12 protein-coding genes are annotated in these 18539 nt (G+C 45.1%); 6 read left to right on the top strand and 6 right to left on the bottom strand.

Annotated features, from left to right (window positions below; all coding sequences use genetic code 11):
- Window positions 1-172: 172 nt before the first annotated feature.
- Both FW774_RS13680 and FW774_RS13675 read right to left on the bottom strand, forming a co-directional pair.
- A complete protein-coding gene (locus tag FW774_RS13680) occupies window positions 173-1144 on the bottom strand; it encodes a type IX secretion system membrane protein PorP/SprF (protein WP_149348770.1) in 972 nt (323 codons plus the stop codon).
- On the bottom strand, window positions 1141-4704 hold the full coding sequence (locus tag FW774_RS13675) for a PKD domain-containing protein (protein WP_187774902.1): 3564 nt from the start codon (window positions 4702-4704) through the stop codon (window positions 1141-1143). The genes FW774_RS13680 and FW774_RS13675 overlap by 4 nt, the downstream gene beginning before the upstream one ends.
- 564 nt (window positions 4705-5268) lie before the next feature.
- Between FW774_RS13675 and lon the strand changes: the two genes are divergently transcribed.
- The gene (lon, locus tag FW774_RS13670) at window positions 5269-7752 is read left to right on the top strand and encodes an endopeptidase La (protein ID WP_149348768.1); all 2484 of its coding nucleotides are present in this window, start codon (window positions 5269-5271) and stop codon (window positions 7750-7752) included.
- A 42-nt stretch (window positions 7753-7794) separates the two neighbouring features.
- On the top strand, window positions 7795-8757 hold the full coding sequence (locus tag FW774_RS13665) for a lipid A deacylase LpxR family protein (RefSeq protein ID WP_149348767.1): 963 nt from the start codon (window positions 7795-7797) through the stop codon (window positions 8755-8757).
- A gap of 231 nt (window positions 8758-8988) precedes the next feature.
- Here FW774_RS13665 and FW774_RS13660 read toward each other — a convergent pair whose 3' ends face one another.
- The 4 genes from FW774_RS13660 to glmM form a co-directional block, all read right to left on the bottom strand.
- Complete coding sequence (locus tag FW774_RS13660) at window positions 8989-9606, bottom strand: YhcH/YjgK/YiaL family protein (protein WP_149348766.1); 618 nt, start codon at window positions 9604-9606, stop codon at window positions 8989-8991.
- 148 nt (window positions 9607-9754) lie between these two features.
- Window positions 9755-11065 carry a sugar MFS transporter gene (locus FW774_RS13655; protein ID WP_149348765.1) on the bottom strand — a complete coding sequence of 437 codons (1311 nt, stop codon included), beginning with the start codon at window positions 11063-11065 and terminating at the stop codon, window positions 9755-9757.
- A gap of 3 nt (window positions 11066-11068) precedes the next feature.
- The gene (locus FW774_RS13650) at window positions 11069-11734 is read right to left on the bottom strand and encodes a carbohydrate-binding family 9-like protein (RefSeq protein ID WP_149348764.1); all 666 of its coding nucleotides are present in this window, start codon (window positions 11732-11734) and stop codon (window positions 11069-11071) included.
- A gap of 777 nt (window positions 11735-12511) precedes the next feature.
- Entirely contained in the window at window positions 12512-13900 is a 1389-nt protein-coding gene (gene glmM / locus FW774_RS13645) for a phosphoglucosamine mutase (protein ID WP_149348763.1), read from the bottom strand.
- A gap of 103 nt (window positions 13901-14003) precedes the next feature.
- Between glmM and FW774_RS13640 the strand changes: the two genes are divergently transcribed.
- From FW774_RS13640 to rnr, 4 genes are all read left to right on the top strand, one after another.
- Window positions 14004-14741: a class I SAM-dependent methyltransferase gene (locus FW774_RS13640; RefSeq protein ID WP_149348762.1), complete on the top strand. Its 738-nt coding sequence runs from the start codon at window positions 14004-14006 to the stop codon at window positions 14739-14741.
- On the top strand, window positions 14734-15315 hold the full coding sequence (locus FW774_RS13635; RefSeq protein WP_149348761.1) for a phosphatase PAP2 family protein: 582 nt from the start codon (window positions 14734-14736) through the stop codon (window positions 15313-15315). The genes FW774_RS13640 and FW774_RS13635 overlap by 8 nt, the downstream gene beginning before the upstream one ends.
- Window positions 15297-16007: a ZIP family metal transporter gene (locus tag FW774_RS13630; RefSeq protein WP_149348760.1), complete on the top strand. Its 711-nt coding sequence runs from the start codon at window positions 15297-15299 to the stop codon at window positions 16005-16007. The genes FW774_RS13635 and FW774_RS13630 overlap by 19 nt, the downstream gene beginning before the upstream one ends.
- A gap of 331 nt (window positions 16008-16338) precedes the next feature.
- Window positions 16339-18471, top strand: a complete 2133-nt coding sequence (gene rnr, locus FW774_RS13625; RefSeq protein ID WP_149348759.1) for a ribonuclease R — start codon at window positions 16339-16341, stop codon at window positions 18469-18471.
- Window positions 18472-18539: the final 68 nt, after the last annotated feature.

Genomic DNA, 18539 nt, shown 5'->3' with positions numbered 1-18539 from the left:
GTACCGGAAAACCTTCTTTTACAGCTCACCCCATCCTTTGAAATTAATATGTATTCAGTAACCCACTCCAACTTCTCTCCTCCATATAGGAGTCCTTTGGCCAAAGGGAGGGGAGTACGCTTCCGGTCTTTCCCGACTATGAACTATGAACTATGAACCATCAGCCATGAACCTAAAAATCTATCCCCAATACAATTTCGTGTGTACCCGATGACACTTTTTGCAAAGCTGATGTAGTATAATCGTACGCGTAACCTACATTAACCATTTTGGCTATCTCAAAACCAAACATGGCCGAATAAGCATCGTGCTTGCGGTAGCTGCCTCCTATCCAGAAATTATTGCGGTAAGCCAGCCGGAGGTTTAAATCGTAAGCAAGAGGCAGTGGCCTGATGTACTTAATGGTTACCGAGGGACTGAATGAAAAATCTTCCTTCACCCAAAACCGGCAGCCGGACATGATAAAATAATGCGGCACTTCTTTACCTGTTGTATAATCAGCATTGAATGACAAGGTACGGTTCAGCACCTGCTGCACAACACCTCCTAAGTAGAATGAAGCCGTATAAAAGTGAAACCCGGCATTCAGATCAGGAGTCCAGCGGGTTAATGCAGCACTTTGTGCGGCAAGCGGTTCGTTCGGGTCGTCAAAAGTTAATGAGGCCATATCCACATTCACGCGGTTTACACCACCACCTACACCCACCGCCAGGTTCGCTACATCATTAATATTAATATGATAAGCATACGTTATATCGGCAGTGGTACGCGTTAACGCACCGGTTTTATCATTCAGTAACACCAGGCCAATACCGTGGTGAGACAATGATGACAGGTAACCATCTTTATCCGACCGTGTTGCGGGTGTTTCAATGCCATATTCCGCCGAGCCGGAACCGGAAAAATCGCCGCTAAAATTAACGGGAGTGCTTATGGTTAAATAGCTGGTCTTCGGGGCGCTTTCCAATCCGATCCATTGGTTGCGAAAACCGGCTTTCAGACTCACCGATTTATACATACCGGTTACGGCCGGGTTCAGCACAGCCATATTCTGCACATACTGCGAATAGTGCGGCTTCTGCTGTGCTGCATTGCGTTGCAACAGCAGTATCAGTAAACCAAATGTGAGGATATATTTTTTCATCGCAATAAGGTCACTGAGCCAACACATCGTTTCTGCCCGTTATTGGGTTCAATCACATAATAATATACGCCAACGGGTACATCCTGATTTTTAAACCGGCCATCCCAGGGAGTATTATATTGTCCCGACTGGAATACCTGCTGACCATAACGGTTATAGATCTGGATGGTAGCATGCGTCCAGGTATCCAGGTATTTAATGGCCCAGGTATCGTTAACGCCATCACCATTCGGACTAAACGCATTGGGGATAACCGGCCGGTCTATCACCTTCACTAAAACGCGATCTGATGCCACACAACCTGCATCGGATGTTACGGTAACGGTATATTCCGTATCCTGGTTGGGCGAGGCAATGGGTTGAGCGGCATTATCGCTGCTTAAACCGGCAGCCGGCGACCATTGATATTTCAGGCCACTGCCTGTTGCTTCTGTTTTCAGCTGAACCTCGCCACCGGCAAGTATATAAGCCGTTTTTTCGGTTTGCACAACAGGAACGGAATCAACAGTGATCCAGGTGCTGTCTTTTGCCGAACAGCCGTTGGTTGCCGTAAATGTACAGGTTACTTTATGCTTTCCTAAGCCCACTTTACCCGGATTAAACAGTCCGTCTGAGGCCTTATCATCAATAGTAAACGCTTTGCTTGCCGCGGTAAATCCATAACGTTCAGTTACCTCAGGTTGAAACGGTTCGGCATCTTCACACACTGAAACCGGCTTGAGCTTAATTTCAGGCACGCCTTTCACTTTGATCACACGCCAGTCGGTTTCACTACTGCATAATGTTCCCGAATAAGCTTTCATCTTCACCCGGTATTCCTTAGGTGTTACGGTATGCACATTAGGGTAAAAGTGAGTGAATACCTGATCGGGTTGCGGATTGGGAATTTCCAGCTTATCGGCCGGGTTATCCGCATCAAAATACAGTTCGATCTTAGTTATTTTACCGAAATCTACGGTAGATTTATTGATAAACGAAACTGCTTCGTTACTGCAAAGCATATCGCCTGCTATTTCAAAATCGGGTTTAATTTTATCGCCATTGATCTGGAACTGTTTTTCAACAGATACGGAGCAACCATATTTAGAAGTTACCGTAAGCTTTAACGTGTAGGTTCCTGATGATGTATAAAGATGCGAAGCGTCTTTAGTAGGTGAAGTGTTTGCAGCCCCCGATGCCGGATCACCAAAATCCCACAGGTAATTCAGCTCACTATGGTCGCTGATGGTTGTTAAATTTCCAAACGTTGCCACATCGGACGAGCAGGCATCCGGTAACGAGAAATCAACTACGGGCGAAGGACGAACTACAATGGTTGCTGTATAAACATCGCTCTGGCAGCCTTTATCGGTTTGTACCTTCAGCGTAACCGTGTACGTGCCACTGTTTACATAGGTATATGTAAACGGCTCGCCCGACGCCCGTTCTTCGGTTGTTCCATCTCCAAAGTCCCAGAGCCACTTTTGTATCGTTCCCTCTTCGGGAGATGACTGGTCTGTGAAAAGCCCCGGCTGCCTTTCGCAGGCTTTGTCCGGGTAAGAGAATGCGGCTTTGGGGATTTTCGCAACATGGATCATTAACGGCTGAATAGCCAGCGAAGTGCAACCCGTTGCACCTTCAGTGACCAGGTTTACCGGGTAATCGCCCGGAGCCGTATAGGTATGCGAAGGATTTTGCAAGGTTGATGTATTATCTGCTCCCGAAGCCGGATCGCCGAAATCCCACAACCATTTTGAAATAGGCATCCCGTTAGGGTTGCTCGTATCGGTAAACTTCACGGTTGTGCCCAGGCATATCAACTGCTTATCCGCCGAAAACGATGTAGTTGGCAGTTGATAAACATCAAAATCCATATCAAACTCTTCCGTTGACCCACAGCCATCTGATTGTGATTTATCGGCAAGCACCTTGATATGATACGTTTTAGCCGTATCGGATGAAATGTTTGTTGCAAGGTCATACACATAAATAGTCGTATTATTTTCCTGGTATGATGATAACAGGTTTATCGGAACATCAGCTGCAGGCCGGCCATCGCCCATATCCAGTTTTAGCTTAACTGCTTCAAAAGGCAGGGAAATTTTAAGCCGGTAAGAAATGCCAACACAACCGGAAGTTGCAATTTTATTACTGGCGATATCCTCTGCTTCAATACCTTTGGCTACCAGGTTTGCCCCGGCCGCGTATCCGTATGATTCGTATTGGCCAAAACCATACGCTATGGCATTAAAACCCTCAGAAGCCGATAAGGTGTGCACTCCTTCCCGAACGGATAACTGCGCATACGAATAATCCGGCTTGTCTTGCAGCGGTTTAAATTGCGCCGATACATCAGCTCCGTCTAATCTGAAAGTAGCTACGGCCTGTGTCGGGATGACCACATTAATAAAATGATTTATAATTTTGTACAGGCTGGTAGAATACATTGTAATTTTATTGAGCGTTTGCTCCAGCGGATTCAGGAAGATCATCTCCGGGTCACCGGCCGTTTCGGCAACGTCAACACAATTCAGGCCTTTACTTTGGGTAACCGCATACTGAATAACCTGTATAGGTTTATCAGCCTGTATATAATTTACCTGCTGACTTTTAAACTCATAATACAAATCGTTGGTAAATGTTACCGGCGAGCCATTCAAGGTCACCACGGCATCGGGCGAACTTTTTACAATACGGTAGATATCGTAATTGCGTGATTTGAGTGGAACCGTAACAAACGTTCTGCCCCAGGCGGCTGTGGGATAAACCTGCTGAAATAAATTATCAGCACTTCCGCTATTGTTTAAACCGGGTCCGCAACCAATGGCAATTTTTCCGCTTCCCGAGAAAACAGCTATCCGTTTACAAACTTCATTGGTAGTACTTACAGAACGTATTCTCGTACCCGTCAGATCCGTTCCTAAGTATTTATACACCGGCCTGTCATTCTGATCTTTACCAATTTGTACCTTTTCTGTACTATCACCCAGCACCTGGTAAACCTGCCCTTTATTTAACGAAATAATTTTTGGCTTACCAACCGGAAGCTTATTCTGATTCCCGGCCGTTGGCGTTATTTCTACCTGGGTATTATCTTCTACTGCTACAATAAAAAAATATGAAAACGCGTTAGGCTCATTGGAAACCTGCTCATAATTAAGCGAATAATAATCTTTACCCAGCGTATTTACCGGCAAAACCAACGTAGCGCCCGATACATTTTCGTTATAAATATGGGCATAAACCACCACCGGTTTTTCAGCGGTAACATGGATGCCTTTATCCGACAGGCCCCAGCTATCCAGGAAAGCAGACTGTGGTACCTCAACCTGGGTAATAGAATTAGCCGTCACTGCAAATGAAGCTATAGAATCCTGTACCTGAATTTTCCCCGTGGTATTTACATCAGAGGTGATGTATAATATCATTCTCTGTGTGCCATTGTCATAGCCCCGCACATGACTACCATATCCCAGCCAGAAATCTTTTCCCTTATTTGAGGCGTTTTGAGCACTTACATTACTATAAAAAGCGCTAAGCAGGCAAACCCACAACAACCTTTTAACCCACTGTATTTGCACAGATATATTAATAAAAAATAATAATGATCGAGCGAAAAATATCATGGCAAAATAGTAATTTGAAATAATAATATAACTATGTTAGTATGTTTAAATTTTAATAGTGGATAGTGGATAGTGGATAGTGGATAGTGGACAGTGGACAGTGGAGAATGGAGAATGTCTTCGTGCTGCATAATGGATAGCTCATGGTTGTATGTTATAAGTTTTACGTAGTACGTTTTAGGTAGAAGGCCGGAAGCAGAAAACGTGTTATGAGTTGTAGGTTATGGGTTACGAGGCGCATAACACGTAACACATAACAGGTAACAATACAACAATTAAACAATACAGCAATACAACAATTAAACAATTAAACAATACAACAATTAATCAATTAATCACTCTGAATCTCTCCAGGGAGTCTTTTGGATACACCGCATGCCTCAAACCAACTGCCCTCTGGCTGACTTTTTAACAGATGCCAAACATTGGCACAAGCCTTGCGACAATCAGCTTTGTCAATTAAATAGATGCAGGCCGGCGATATTGCTGCCATTATGACCGTTAAGGATATTTAAATACATGAATAAAGAGCCGTTCGACTTTACCCAGGCAATACCTGTTGTTAATGAAGATACCGAATTCTTCCCGCTGATGTCGCAGGAAGATGAAGACGAAATGAATAATGAGCAGACACCCGAAATACTGTCAATTTTACCTCTCCGTAATACGGTTTTATTTCCCGGTGTAGTTATTCCTATCACCGTTGGACGGGATAAATCCATTAAACTGATCAAAGATGCGTATAAGGGCGACCGCATTATTGGCGTAGTTTCACAAAGCGATGTAGCCATTGAAGACCCAACCTTTGACCAGCTCCATAAAGTTGGAACCGTAGCGCTTATTATAAAAATGCTGCAAATGCCCGATGGCAGCACCACCGTTATCATTCAGGGTAAGAAACGGTTCCGCCTCAACCAGGAAGTCCAGTCCGAACCCTATATCAAAGCCACCGTTACCCGTTTTGAAGAGGATACGGTGAAAGAAGATAAAGAATATAAGGCTATGGTTGCCTCTATCAAAGAGATGGCCATGCAAATTATCCATCTTTCGCCGCATATTCCCAGCGAAGCCGGTATAGCCATTAAAAATATTGAAAGCACCAGCTTCCTGATCAATTTCATCTCGTCGAACATGAATGCCGAGGTGCCTGTAAAGCAACAATTGCTTGAAATTGCCAATCCCCGCGACCGTGCAAAAATGGTGCTGGAGCATTTAACTACCGAGCTTCAAATGGTAGAACTTAAAAACCAGATACAAAGCAAGGTACGCACCGATTTAGACAAACAGCAACGCGATTACTTCCTGAATCAGCAGCTAAAAACCATACAGGAAGAGCTGGGTGGCAACACGCCCGACCTGGAAATTGAAAACCTGAAGCAACGGGCCAAAGCAAAAAAGTGGTCAAAAGAAGTTGGCGATCATTTCCAGAAAGAAGTAGAGAAATTAGCCAGAATGAACCCGGCTGCAGCCGATTATTCAGTGCAAATCGGGTACCTTGATTTATTGCTTGAGCTACCCTGGAATGAGTTTACCAAAGATAATTTCGACCTGAAACGGGGCCAGCGCATACTGGATAAAGATCATTACGGGCTTGAAAAGGTAAAGCAGCGCATTATTGAGTATCTGGCCGTTTTAAAGCTCAAAAAAGACATGAAGGCGCCCATTCTGTGCCTGGTTGGCCCTCCCGGAGTCGGAAAAACTTCGCTGGGTAAATCTATAGCCAAAGCGCTTGGACGCAGATACGTACGCATGGCCCTTGGCGGCATACGCGATGAAGCCGAAATTCGCGGACACCGTAAAACCTATATCGGGGCAATGCCCGGCCGCATCATCCAGTCGCTAAAAAAGGCTGGTACCTCTAACCCCGTATTTGTGCTCGATGAAATTGATAAGGTTGGCAGCGATTTCCGCGGAGACCCGTCTTCTGCCCTGCTCGAAGTGCTCGACCCTGAGCAAAACAACTCGTTTTACGACCACTACGTAGAAATGGATTACGACCTTTCTAACGTAATGTTCATTGCCACAGCCAACTCACTAAGCACCATACAGCCCGCCCTGTTAGACCGTATGGAAATTATAGAGGTTAACGGTTATACCATCGAAGAAAAGGTTGAGATCGCCAAACAATACCTGCTACCCAAACAGCGTGAGCAGCATGGGTTAAAAGCTAAGGATATTACCCTGAAGGCTCCGGTAATTGAAAAAATAATTGAAGATTATACCCGCGAATCCGGCGTACGCGGACTGGAGAAAAAAATCGGTTCGCTGGTACGTGGAGTAGCCACAAAGATCGCGATGGAGCAGGAATACAACCCCGCTCTCAGCAAAGCCGATGTAGAGAACATATTAGGCCCGCATATTTTTGATAAGGATCTATACGAAGGCAACGATGTGGCCGGCGTAGTTACGGGGCTGGCGTGGACACAGGTAGGCGGCGATATCCTCTTTATCGAAGCCAGTTTAAGTCCCGGCAAAGGCAAGCTCACGCTAACCGGTAACCTTGGCGACGTGATGAAAGAATCGGCCACCATTGCCCTGGCCTATTTACGTGCGCATGCAGCAGATTTCGGTATCGACTACCAGCTTTTTGACCATTGGGATGTTCATATTCACGTTCCTGCAGGAGCAACTCCCAAAGACGGCCCATCGGCTGGTATCACTATGCTCACTGCCTTAACATCGGCCTTTACACAACGCAAAGTAAAGGAGCACCTTGCCATGACCGGCGAAATTACCCTGCGTGGTAAAGTGCTTCCGGTAGGTGGAATCAAAGAAAAAATACTGGCGGCAAAACGTGCCAACATTAAAGAGATCATCCTGTGCAAAAGCAACCGGAAAGATATACTGGAAATTAAAGAAAGCTATATCAAAGACCTTACTTTCCATTACGTAACCGAAATGCGGGAAGTGATTGAGCTGGCGCTAACCAAACACCGGGTTAAAAATGCCCAGGATCTGAGCATACATTTTGAAACAACCAAAGATAGCAGGCTGGCGATATAACAAAGCTTCATTGCAAGCGTTTATCTTCCCTGTACGGCTTTTATGATCAACACCTTAAAAAAATATGCGCTCCGGTTGTTGGCTACCGGAGCTTTTTTATTAACGGCTTTTCCCCTTTCTGCCCAATATAAAAACGAGTTCGGGTTCAGAAGCGATAACGATTCTTACCTGGCCCAGGGGCAGGATCGCTATTATACCAACGGTTTGTTCATCTATTTCCGGCATGTCTTAAAAACCGATACATTAGGTAAGCTGGCAAAAAGAACCGGACAGATAGAAGCCGGCCAGAAAATGTATAACCCAGAATCGGGTTATGTCACTGATATCAGCCAGGTTGACCGGCCATTCGCGGGTTATTTATACGCGGGCGGCAGCATCAGCTGGTTCTTTAAATCAGAACAGGTTATACAGGCATCCTTGCAATTAGGTATGATCGGCCCTGCGGCACTCGGTGAAGAAGCCCAAAAACTCATGCACCGTACCTTCGGATTTTATCAGCTTAACGGGTGGCAATACCAGGTTAAAAATGAGTTTGGAGTGAATCCCTCGGTAAGCTACCTGCGCCTACTCGGCCGTACTGCCAACCGCACTGCCGATATCACGCTGAACACGTATGCAAACGCCGGCACAACATTTTCGGGGACGGGAGCCGGTCTGTTGCTGCGCCTGGGCGATAGCAATCCTTTATTCAATTCGGCATCTACAAATAGCAGAATTACGCAAGATAACAGCACAAAAGTCGCTAACGAGTTCTTTTTTTATGCCCAGCCTATGCTGCACGTCGTTGCTTACGATGCTACACTGAGCGGCGGACTTTTCCGCAGCGACAAGGGGCCCGTTACTTATTCCGCCAAGCCACTGGTATTCTCGCAACAGATAGGCGCCACATATTCCTCCAGGCGCTGGACACTCGACCTATCTTTTATCTTTAAGACCAAAGAGATTAAAAGCCCCGCAAAGCCGCACCAATACGGGTCTATCCAGGCTTTTTACAGGTTTAATTAGAAAAGCAGAGCTTGTATATACCGGTTCCGGTAGTAGTCCGGCTATCCGCTGCACGAAGCCTTAGCCACAGGCCGGTATACACTGCAATCGGAGTTTAGTTTGGCCGGGGGCAGTGCTTATTTAATTTTGATTTAATTTTGACAACTTTTAAAACGCTGTCTGCGTTGTACCTTAAATCCATGAGGCTTTTAAGTAATAGCACTAAGCAGGAGCTTAGCGCTATCAAACTTTTTACTTCATACCTGTATACCGTATCTTAATCACCACCTTCTTCACCACATCATAACCATCCACATGAATTACCGGCCGGTGGGCATCGGCGGGAAAGAACAGGTAAAATGTGCCTGGCTCGGCAATGTACTTTTTGCCATCGCCTGCATAATGCGCAACATCTTTTTTCTCATTATACGGGTCTGTTACGGTTAGCTTTGCCGTATCGGCAGCAATAATACCTTCCTTGCCACGTACAATATATTGCAGGTCAATAAACTTACGATGCGATTCCCACCCGGTTTTCTCAAAGGGTTTGGTAGCCGATTCAGTAACCGAAACCGTTACATCATCGCCATCCAGCTGAACCTTTCCGTTAGGCAGGTTAGCCAAATCGTTATCTCTTAAATAAGCAAAGGCTTTATCCCACCAAACCTTATTTGCATGATATTGCCGGGCAAATTCTTCAGCATCCACATCACTATATACGTTCAGCTTCAGGCCGTTCTTCCATTCACCGGATTTCACCCATTTCCGGGCCGATCTCTTTGTCCAGTTCTCTTTTGAAGGAGTTTGCGCATACACGCCTGTATACAACAACAGCATTAAAACAAAAGCTGCCTTAAAAATTCTTTTCATTATTTATTGATTAATTGGAACGTAAATATAGGCGAAACTCAAACAGAAACTCAGGCAACAACGTAAAATTTCTGAATGATTATATAAAAGAAAAGGAACAACACTATGGGTGTCGCTCCTTTTAACTTTTTAAACTTTTACCAGATACCTACTTCTGCTTAGCCCCCACCTTATGTCCCCAGGTGGCAAAATAAAATATAAACAGGTAACAAGGCACCAGCAGCCAGAATGCCTGCTGCATACCGGTTGACTCTGCAATAGTAGCCCATATCCGTGGCATAATAGCTCCGCCTGCAATACCCACGATCAATAATGCCGAGCCGGTTTTCAGAAAACGGCCTAAACCATGAATACTTAACGGCCAGATAGCAGGCCACATCTGGGCATTGGCAAATCCCAGTAAGGCCAACAATAATACAGAACTATGTCCGGGTGCATAGATCACACCTAATGATAATAGAATACCCAACAGGGCTGAAATTTTCAATGCGGTTTCCTGTTTGATAACTTTCGGGATCAAAAGAATTCCCAGTAAATAACCTGCCAGCATACCCAGCATGGTATAGGTAGTATAATGCTTAGCGGTATCTAACGGGATATTAAAAAAGTTATGAGCGTACAGCGGTGTAATATCGCCGGCAATAACCTCTACGCCTACATACAGGAAAATAGTTGCAAACCCTATCCATAAATAAGGGTAAGAAAATATGGAATCTCTGCTGCGTGCAACTACAGGTTGCTCATCATTATCATCGGCATTAGCTACATCAGCTTCATTTTTAATATCGGGTAAAGAAGAATAGCGGATCACAATAGCCAGAATGACAAAGCCGAGGGCAATTACAATATATGGATAAATGATTTTAGAGGCCAGCTCACCCAGCAAAACTTCTTTTTCGGCTACAGGCAATCCCGTAAGGTTTTTAAATTTATCCATACCGTCTAACAGCAGCGTTCCCATAATTAATGGGGCGATAGCGCCTGCCGTTTTATTACAGATACCCATTACGCTGATACGTTTGGCAGCACTTTCTATGGGGCCTAATATGGTAATATACGGATTAGATGCGGTTTGCAGAAGGGCCATACCTGTACCCATAATAAACAAACCGGTTAAAAACAAACCGAACGTCCTGCTCATGGCTGCGGGAATAAATACCAGCGCACCTACCGCCATAACCATCAGCCCGACAATCATACCGCGTTTAAACCCGGTTTTTGACAATATCCATGAGGATGGAAACGCCATGACCGCATAAGCGATATACGATGCAAATGTTACCAGAACCGCTTGCGACGGTGTCAGTTCGCAGGCCATTTCCAGGTATGGAATTAAAATACTGTTTATCCAGGTAATAAACCCAAAAACGAAGAACAATGCCCCAATAATAACAATGGGATTTAGCCCTTTAAATCCCTGCTCTGAGGCTTGGGAATGCTGAATGTTAGCAGATTTCATATATTAATTAAGATGATATTGATTTTGCTTGAATACTACTTTCCCAAAAAATTCGGGGCGGTGAAAATCGGGCTGTGCGGTTTCAATATTGTTCCAGCTTAGAAAATGCGGCTGAGGCAAATCATCGCCACATTTATAGAAGTTAGCCCGGCAGGTCTGGTTTTCTAATGAAATAATATGATGATAATGAAACGCTTCGAATGGTATCACCACTGTGAGCTGCCACCTGATAGGTGCGCCGGTATCTGTATTTTGGGTAGCCATGCTTGTTTCTGTCTTGATTTGCTTTATAATGTTTACCGGCAACAGGGTGCGGGCATCTCTGCCTGCGCCAAACCCTGCCAGGCAATTGCCCGCACAATTAAATTCAAAATTATAGTAATTATCCTCATTATCAAATGCTACGAAAAACTCTACACAGCTATCTTTATATACCGGCTCATTAATGCGGGTATACAAGGCCTGGGTAGCATTTTCTGATACGTAAAATTTAAGATAGACAGCCGAATCGCCGTAAGCAATGGCAAAAGATACTTCGGGCTTGTAGGGATATGCCGCTGCCCAGGGCGCATAATTCAATGTCTGACGGGGCTGCTCATCCAGCGCTGTTGATACCGCCTGAGCATTATCCGGTGAGTCTATATAAGGAATTTCCAGTTCGGGTTTCATAAAAATACAGTTGCGTGTGCGAACACAAATATATTAAAATATCAATGTGAACGCACACACCGGCAAAATTATTTATTGCTAAAACTTAAGCCAGGCGGTGAGTAGATTTGCGGGCTTCTCTGTTGCAAAACTTTACAACCTGAGTTCGATTAATATTTAATATTTGTTTGATTATGCACAGATTGTTTCATTCCAACGCACAATTCCAGCCCTTTCCCGAAGTATCGCATAGGCGTCAAGATAATTTCAGGGATTTACTGTAATTTATTGATATTTATATAGTTATTGATAAAAAAGCAGTAAGTGAAGTGTCAGCACAGACAGAGCTAAAAAGCCCGGAACCCCGTCACCCTGAACTTGATTCATCCCGAGACTTCGGGAGTAAAGCGGCGCTTATGCTGCTATTTAGGAGATTCCGGATCCCCCGAGTACTCGGGGCGGACGGCAAGGGCTTTTGAGCTCTTAACTTGACGCCTATGCGAAGCCTCGGGACGAGGACGATAGGGCGAAGCAATCTTTGTTAAACCTGTTTTGAGCAGGATTATTAATCGAACTCAGGTTTATAGGTTTCACTATTACCGCAGACAGCGTTCAGAACGCTGTCTGCGGTACGGTTTACAGCACTGCCCCGACCTATCTAAACCGGATGGAAGCGGATACCAGCCTTGTGCGTAATGCCCCACGAGGTATCGGGGCAGGCTCGCAGGCGTATGAGCGGACAGCCGGACTACCGGAAGCTAAGCAGCAAAGGTTTTGCTTTTCATAAAAACAAATTTTTTACTGCTTGCCCAACACTTCTTTGATATCGGCAATGATTTTGTTGGCCAGGTGGTTTGCCGTGGTTTCTGAGGCCGACTCGGAATAGATGCGTATAATGGGCTCTGTATTGGAACGGCGCAGGTGCACCCACTCTTTGTCGAACTCAATTTTCAGGCCGTCTATGGTAGAATAAGGCTGGTTTTTATATTTTTCTTCTACCGCCTTCAGCAGGCCGTCTATATCCATGCCTTCGGTCAGGGTGATTTTGTTTTTTGAAATAAAGTAATCGGGATAGCTTTTGCGCAGGTTCAGGATGCTTTTGCCCGACTTAGCCAGGTGGGTTAAAAACAGGGCAATACCCACCAGCGCATCGCGACCGTAATGTGATTCGGGGTAAATAACACCGCCGTTGCCTTCACCACCGATGACGGCATTGGTTTCCTTCATTTTGTTAACCACGTTCACTTCGCCCACGGCGGCGGCATTGTAGGTGTTGCCGCTGCGCTCGGTTACATCGCGTAAAGCACGTGTTGACGACAGGTTTGAAACGGTATTGCCGGGCGTATGGCTTAATACGTAATCGGCAACGGCCACCAGTGTATATTCTTCGCCAAACATAGAGCCGTCTTCGCAAACAAAGCATAAACGGTCAACGTCCGGGTCGACGGCGATACCTAAATCTGCTTTTTGCTTCACCACTTCCTGCGATAATGCCACCAGGTTTTCGGGCAGGGGCTCGGGGTTGTGCGGAAACTGGCCATCGGGCGTACAATATAATTGGTGGATAACAGTAACGCCAAGCGCCCGGAGCAAGGCCGGTACAAAAATGCCGCCTGTGGAGTTTACGCAATCGATGGCTACTTTGAAATTAGCTTTTTTAATGGCATCTACATCTACCAGTTTCAGGCTGAGAATATGGTCGATATGTTTTTGCAGGTAGGTGTTGTTAGCGGTTACTTTTCCAAGGCTGTTTACATCTGCAAATTCTATTTCGGTATCTTCGGCCAGGGCCAGCACTTCCTTACCGTCGGCATCGCTGATAAACTCCCCGTTCGCATTAAGCAGCTTGAGCGCATTCCATTGTTTGGGGTTATGGCTGGCGGTAAGAATAATGCCTCCGCCGGCACTTTCGCCGGGCACGGCAATTTCTACTGTTGGTGTTGTGGACAAATCGAGGTCTATAACATCAATACCGATGCTTTGTAAGGTACCTATCACCAGGTTTTTAACCATCTCGCCGGATATACGGGCATCGCGGCCTACCACAATTTTTTTCTTTCCGGATTTTTTGATAACCCAGTTTCCGAAAGCCGAAGTAAATTTAACAATGTCTACGGGCGTTAAGCCGTTGCCGGGAGTACCTCCTATGGTACCGCGGATTCCTGAAATTGATTTAATTAATGTCACCTGAAATGAATTTTGTGAGCGGTAAAATTATAAAAAAAGCGCAAGCTTACCTCATAAACCCTACGGGCTAATCCATATATTTGCAGCGATTACTTTTTTGGATATGTCGCGTAAATGGTTTCAGAATTGGTTTAATTCGCCTTATTATCATATTCTGTATAATCAGCGTGATGACGCTGAGGCGGAATATTTTATTGATAATTTGTGCGCCTACCTGAAACCTGATGCCGATGCCAGGCTGCTTGATATTGCCTGCGGACGCGGCAGGCATGCGGTTTACCTGAATAAAAAGGGGTATGATACGGTTGGTATTGACCTCTCGGTTGCCAACGTTACGTATGCCCGGCAATTTGAAAATAAGCACCTGCACTTTTTTGTGCATGATATGCGGCGTTTGTTTTATATCAATTACTTTGATTTTGCGTTTAACCTGTTCACCAGCTTTGGGTATTTTGATACTAAAAAGGACCATATCAATGCATTAAAGGCATTCAGGAAGGCTTTAAAGCCGGATGGTGTTTTGGTGCTGGACTATTTTAATACGCAAAAAATAGTTAAAAACCTGTCTCCGCAGGAGACCAAGACTATTGAAGGAATTGATTTCTATATCACTAAAAAAGTAACCGGCGGAAAGATCATAAAAACCATATCTTTTGAGCATCGTAATAAGGATTTTGCCTTTAAGGAAGAGGTGGCGGCATTTTCTATGGCCGATTTTACGGAGCTGTTTGAACTAAGTGGTTTTTATGTGCAGGATTATTTTGGCGATTATGCGTTGAATGCTTATGAACCTGACCAATCTGACCGACTGATTTTTATATGTAAAAAAACACATGCTTGAAGCACTACTGAAATTTGATCATCAATTGTTTTTCGCCATCAATCATGGGTTATCCAACCCGTTTTTTGATTGGCTGATGCCTTTACTGCGCAACCGCTTTTTCTGGACGCCCTTGTACTTGTTCCTGATCATATTTTTTATACGGAATTACGGACAGCGGGGGTATATGCTCATTCTGTTTATGCTGCTTACGTTTGCCTTTACGGATATGTTTAGCGCCGGTTTTGTTAAACATGCGGTAGAACGGCTGCGTCCATGCAATGACCCTACGTTGAAGGTAATGGTAAACTCGGTAGTGAGTTGCGGTTCGGGGTTTAGCTTTCCGTCCTCGCATGCCACCAACCATTTTGGTATAGCGGTTTTTCTGGTTACCGTATTTTCTAAAAAGTGGAAATGGATAACGCCGCTGGCCCTGGGCTGGGCGTTCATCGTGAGTTTTGCACAGGTATATGTCGGTGTACATTTCCCGGTAGATGTAACGGCAGGCGCTATTATCGGTTCAATTATCGGTTATTTGACCGGCACAATTTTTCTGGCTGCAATAGGCGAAAATAAATGGAATACTGGCAATTAATTGTATTGTTTGGCAGTTGTTTTCTGGGCGGCATATCTATCTTTTTTTTCAGGAAAGATGCTACCCGCGATCTGAAGCTGCTTTTATCGTTCAGCGGCGCTTATTTGTTTGCTATTACGGCCTTGCATCTAATGCCTGATGTGTTCAGAAGTAACGACCCGAATATTGGTTTATATGTGCTGGGTGGTTTTTTGTTCCAGGTTGTCCTGGAGCAGCTATCGCATGGTATAGAGCACGGCCACGTGCATGCCCATGAGCATGACCGGGTTGCATTTCCCTGGGGAATTATGCTGAGCTTGTGTCTTCATGCTTTCCTGGAAGGTATGCCCATTGCAGAAGGGCATCAGAATGAGCTGGTTTTTGGTATTGCCTTACATCATATTCCTGCCGCTTTTGCACTGGCCAGTGTGCTGCTGCAAAATCATGTACGAAAGAATGTTATTATCATATTGCTGCTTGTTTTTGCCCTGATGGCTCCGCTGGGTTACGTGAGCAGCTCGGTGATAAGTCATACCACGTCCATTGGTATCAGCGCTTATTTTGATAAGATGATGGGGATTGTTATCGGTATTTTTCTGCATATCTCTACCACAATACTGTTTGAATCGAGCGTAGACCATCATTTTAACCGCCGTAAACTGATAGCGGTGTTAGGTGGCGTTGGCGTGGCATTGATAGGTTTCTTTATCTGAAATACGTTCACACTTTTGTTGTTAGGCCTCACCCCCAACCCTCCGCCGGCTGGCGGAAGGAGAGTAATTTCTGCTCCTTGTCTTGTCTCTTGCTTGGCCCACCCCGGCTCCCAACCGCGTGCCGCCTTAGCTTTAGCGGTGGCGCAAGGGAGGGAGTAAGCTTCCGGTCTTTCCCGACCTTCCCGACTTACGGACTATAAGCCATGAACTATGAACCATTAGCTACCTTATGCCTTAAACCTTCCGCCTTAAACCTTTCACCTTCCTTTAGCCTCACATTAAACTTTATCCCTCCCCTTATTGTTAGTATCTTTAGCCAAAATATTAATGAATGTCAAAAAAGAAAGCCAATCCCGTTAAACACGTTCTGACTCAGCTTATCAGCGATGTCTTTGAAAAATCGGGTAACCGGCCGCTCAACTATAAACAGGTTTCAGCACAGCTTAACCTGAACGACCCCGAATCCCGTAAAACGATTCTCGAAATTTTACAGGAAGAAAGCCGAACCGGAAAGCTCAGGGAAGCCGAAAAAGGCAAATTTCAGCTCAAAGAGCTTAAAAATTTCATCACCGGTAAGGTGGACATGACCGCCGATGGCTCGGCCTATATTGTACCCGATGATGAATTTGAACAGGATATTTATGTAGCACCCCGCAAACTTCGCAATGCCCTGCATGGCGATGTGGTGAAAGTGTATGCCTATGCAAAAAATAAGGGCCGCCGCAAGGAAGGTGAGGTTGTAGAGATCATCAGCCGGGCAAAAATGACCTTTACCGGTATTGTCAAGCTCTCTAACAAATATGCTTTCCTTATCCCGGACGACCGGAAAATGTTGCACGATATTTTCATTCCGCTTAATGATTTAAACGGAGCCAATGACAATGACAAAGCGGTAGCCGAAATTATCGACTGGCCGGAAGGTGCCAAAAATCCTATCGGGAGAATCACCCACGCCTTAGGCCGACAAGGTGAGAACAATACCGAAATGAACGCCATTCTGGCCGATTACGGTTTTCCGCTGGCATTTCCTAACGAAGTTGAACAGGAAGCCGATGCCATCCCCGAAGCCATCCCGGCCAGCGAAATCGGTAACCGCCGGGATATGCGGAATACGCTTACCTTTACCATCGACCCGGAAGATGCCAAGGACTTTGACGATGCGATATCCTTCAAAACACTTGATAACGGCAACTACGAAGTGGGTATCCATATCGCCGATGTATCTTATTATGTAAAACCTGGCTCGGCCTTAGATAAGGAGGCTGAAGAGCGGGGTACTTCGGTTTACCTGGTAGACCGTGTCATCCCGATGCTGCCGGAACGGCTCTCGAACGGCTTATGCTCCCTGCGACCTAATGAGGATAAACTATGCTTTTCGGCTATTTTTGAATTAGACAAGGATGCACATATTATCCACGAATGGTTCGGTAAAACCGTTATCCATTCTGACAAACGCTTTAGCTACGAGGACGCCCAACAGCTTATTGAAGATCGCAGCGGCGAATACAGCACCGAAATGCTGATACTGAACGACCTGGCCTATAAACTACGTGACCGCAAGTTTAAAAACGGCGCTATCAGCTTTGAATCGGTTGAAGTAAAATTCAGGCTTGATGCCAGTGGAAAGCCCATCGGCGTATACGTGAAGGAGCGTAAGGATGCACATAAGCTGATTGAAGATTTTATGTTGCTGGCTAACCGGAAAGTCGCTGAATTTGTGGCCAAAAAAGGCAAGGGAAAGCAAAAGTTCACCTTTGTTTACCGCTCGCACGATGCGCCGAACGAACAAACTTTATCCAGCTTCGCACAATTCGCATCGATGTTCGGGTATAAGATCAGCACCAAATCAGACCGTGAAATTGCCCGTTCACTCAACAACCTGATGGAAGATGTGGAAGGTAAAAAAGAGCAAAATGTGTTAACCCAACTGGCCATCCGCTCTATGGCCAAGGCCATTTACACCACTAAAAAAAGCAGCCATTACGGACTGGCCTTTGATTATTATACACATTTCACTTCTCCCATCCGCCGTTACCCGGATGTGCTGGCTCACCGCCTGCTGCAACATTACCTGAACGGAGGTAAGTCTGTGAATGCCGATGAATACGAGAAAATGTGCATCCACGCTTCACAAATGGAAAAGAAAGCCGCCGATGCGGAACGGGCTTCGGTAAAATACAAACAGGCCGAGTTCCTGGAAAACAACATCGGCCAAACCTATACCGGTATTATATCCGGCGTTACGGAATGGGGCATGTATGTGGAAATCATTGAAAATAAATGTGAGGGAATGATACGCTTACGCGATATTACCGACGATTTTTATGTACTGGATGAGAAAAATTATGCGATTATCGGTCAACGCCGGAAGAAAAAATACCAGTTAGGCGATGAAGTAACGATCAGGGTAAAAAAAGTAGATTTGAGTAAACGGCAAATAGATTTTTCACTGGTACAGGAGTAGGAAGTAAAAAATCAAAAGTCAAAAATCTCCAACTACCTTGAAATAAATAACATAAAAGCGAATTTAAT

Source organism: Pedobacter sp. BS3 (assembly GCF_008274585.1).
In the GTDB taxonomy this organism is placed as follows: domain Bacteria; phylum Bacteroidota; class Bacteroidia; order Sphingobacteriales; family Sphingobacteriaceae; genus Hufsiella_A.
The sequence above is the reverse complement of the archived record's forward strand: the minus strand, read 5'-3'. Positions and strand labels throughout refer to the sequence as shown.

Excerpts from the sequence above, each read along its gene's own strand:
- FW774_RS13650 (WP_149348764.1), bottom strand. The coding sequence starts at position 11,734 with ATGAAACCCGAACTGGAAATTCCTTATATAGACTCACCGGATAATGCT.
- FW774_RS13660 (WP_149348766.1), bottom strand. The coding sequence starts at position 9,606 with ATGAAAAGAATTTTTAAGGCAGCTTTTGTTTTAATGCTGTTGTTGTAT.
- FW774_RS13680 (WP_149348770.1), bottom strand. The coding sequence starts at position 1,144 with ATGAAAAAATATATCCTCACATTTGGTTTACTGATACTGCTGTTGCAA.
- FW774_RS13630 (WP_149348760.1), top strand. The coding sequence starts at position 15,297 with ATGGAATACTGGCAATTAATTGTATTGTTTGGCAGTTGTTTTCTGGGC.
- FW774_RS13665 (WP_149348767.1), top strand. The coding sequence starts at position 7,795 with ATGATCAACACCTTAAAAAAATATGCGCTCCGGTTGTTGGCTACCGGA.
- FW774_RS13655 (WP_149348765.1), bottom strand. The coding sequence starts at position 11,065 with ATGAAATCTGCTAACATTCAGCATTCCCAAGCCTCAGAGCAGGGATTT.
- FW774_RS13635 (WP_149348761.1), top strand. The coding sequence starts at position 14,734 with ATGCTTGAAGCACTACTGAAATTTGATCATCAATTGTTTTTCGCCATC.
- FW774_RS13640 (WP_149348762.1), top strand. The coding sequence starts at position 14,004 with ATGTCGCGTAAATGGTTTCAGAATTGGTTTAATTCGCCTTATTATCAT.
- lon (WP_149348768.1), top strand. The coding sequence starts at position 5,269 with ATGAATAAAGAGCCGTTCGACTTTACCCAGGCAATACCTGTTGTTAAT.
- rnr (WP_149348759.1), top strand. The coding sequence starts at position 16,339 with ATGTCAAAAAAGAAAGCCAATCCCGTTAAACACGTTCTGACTCAGCTT.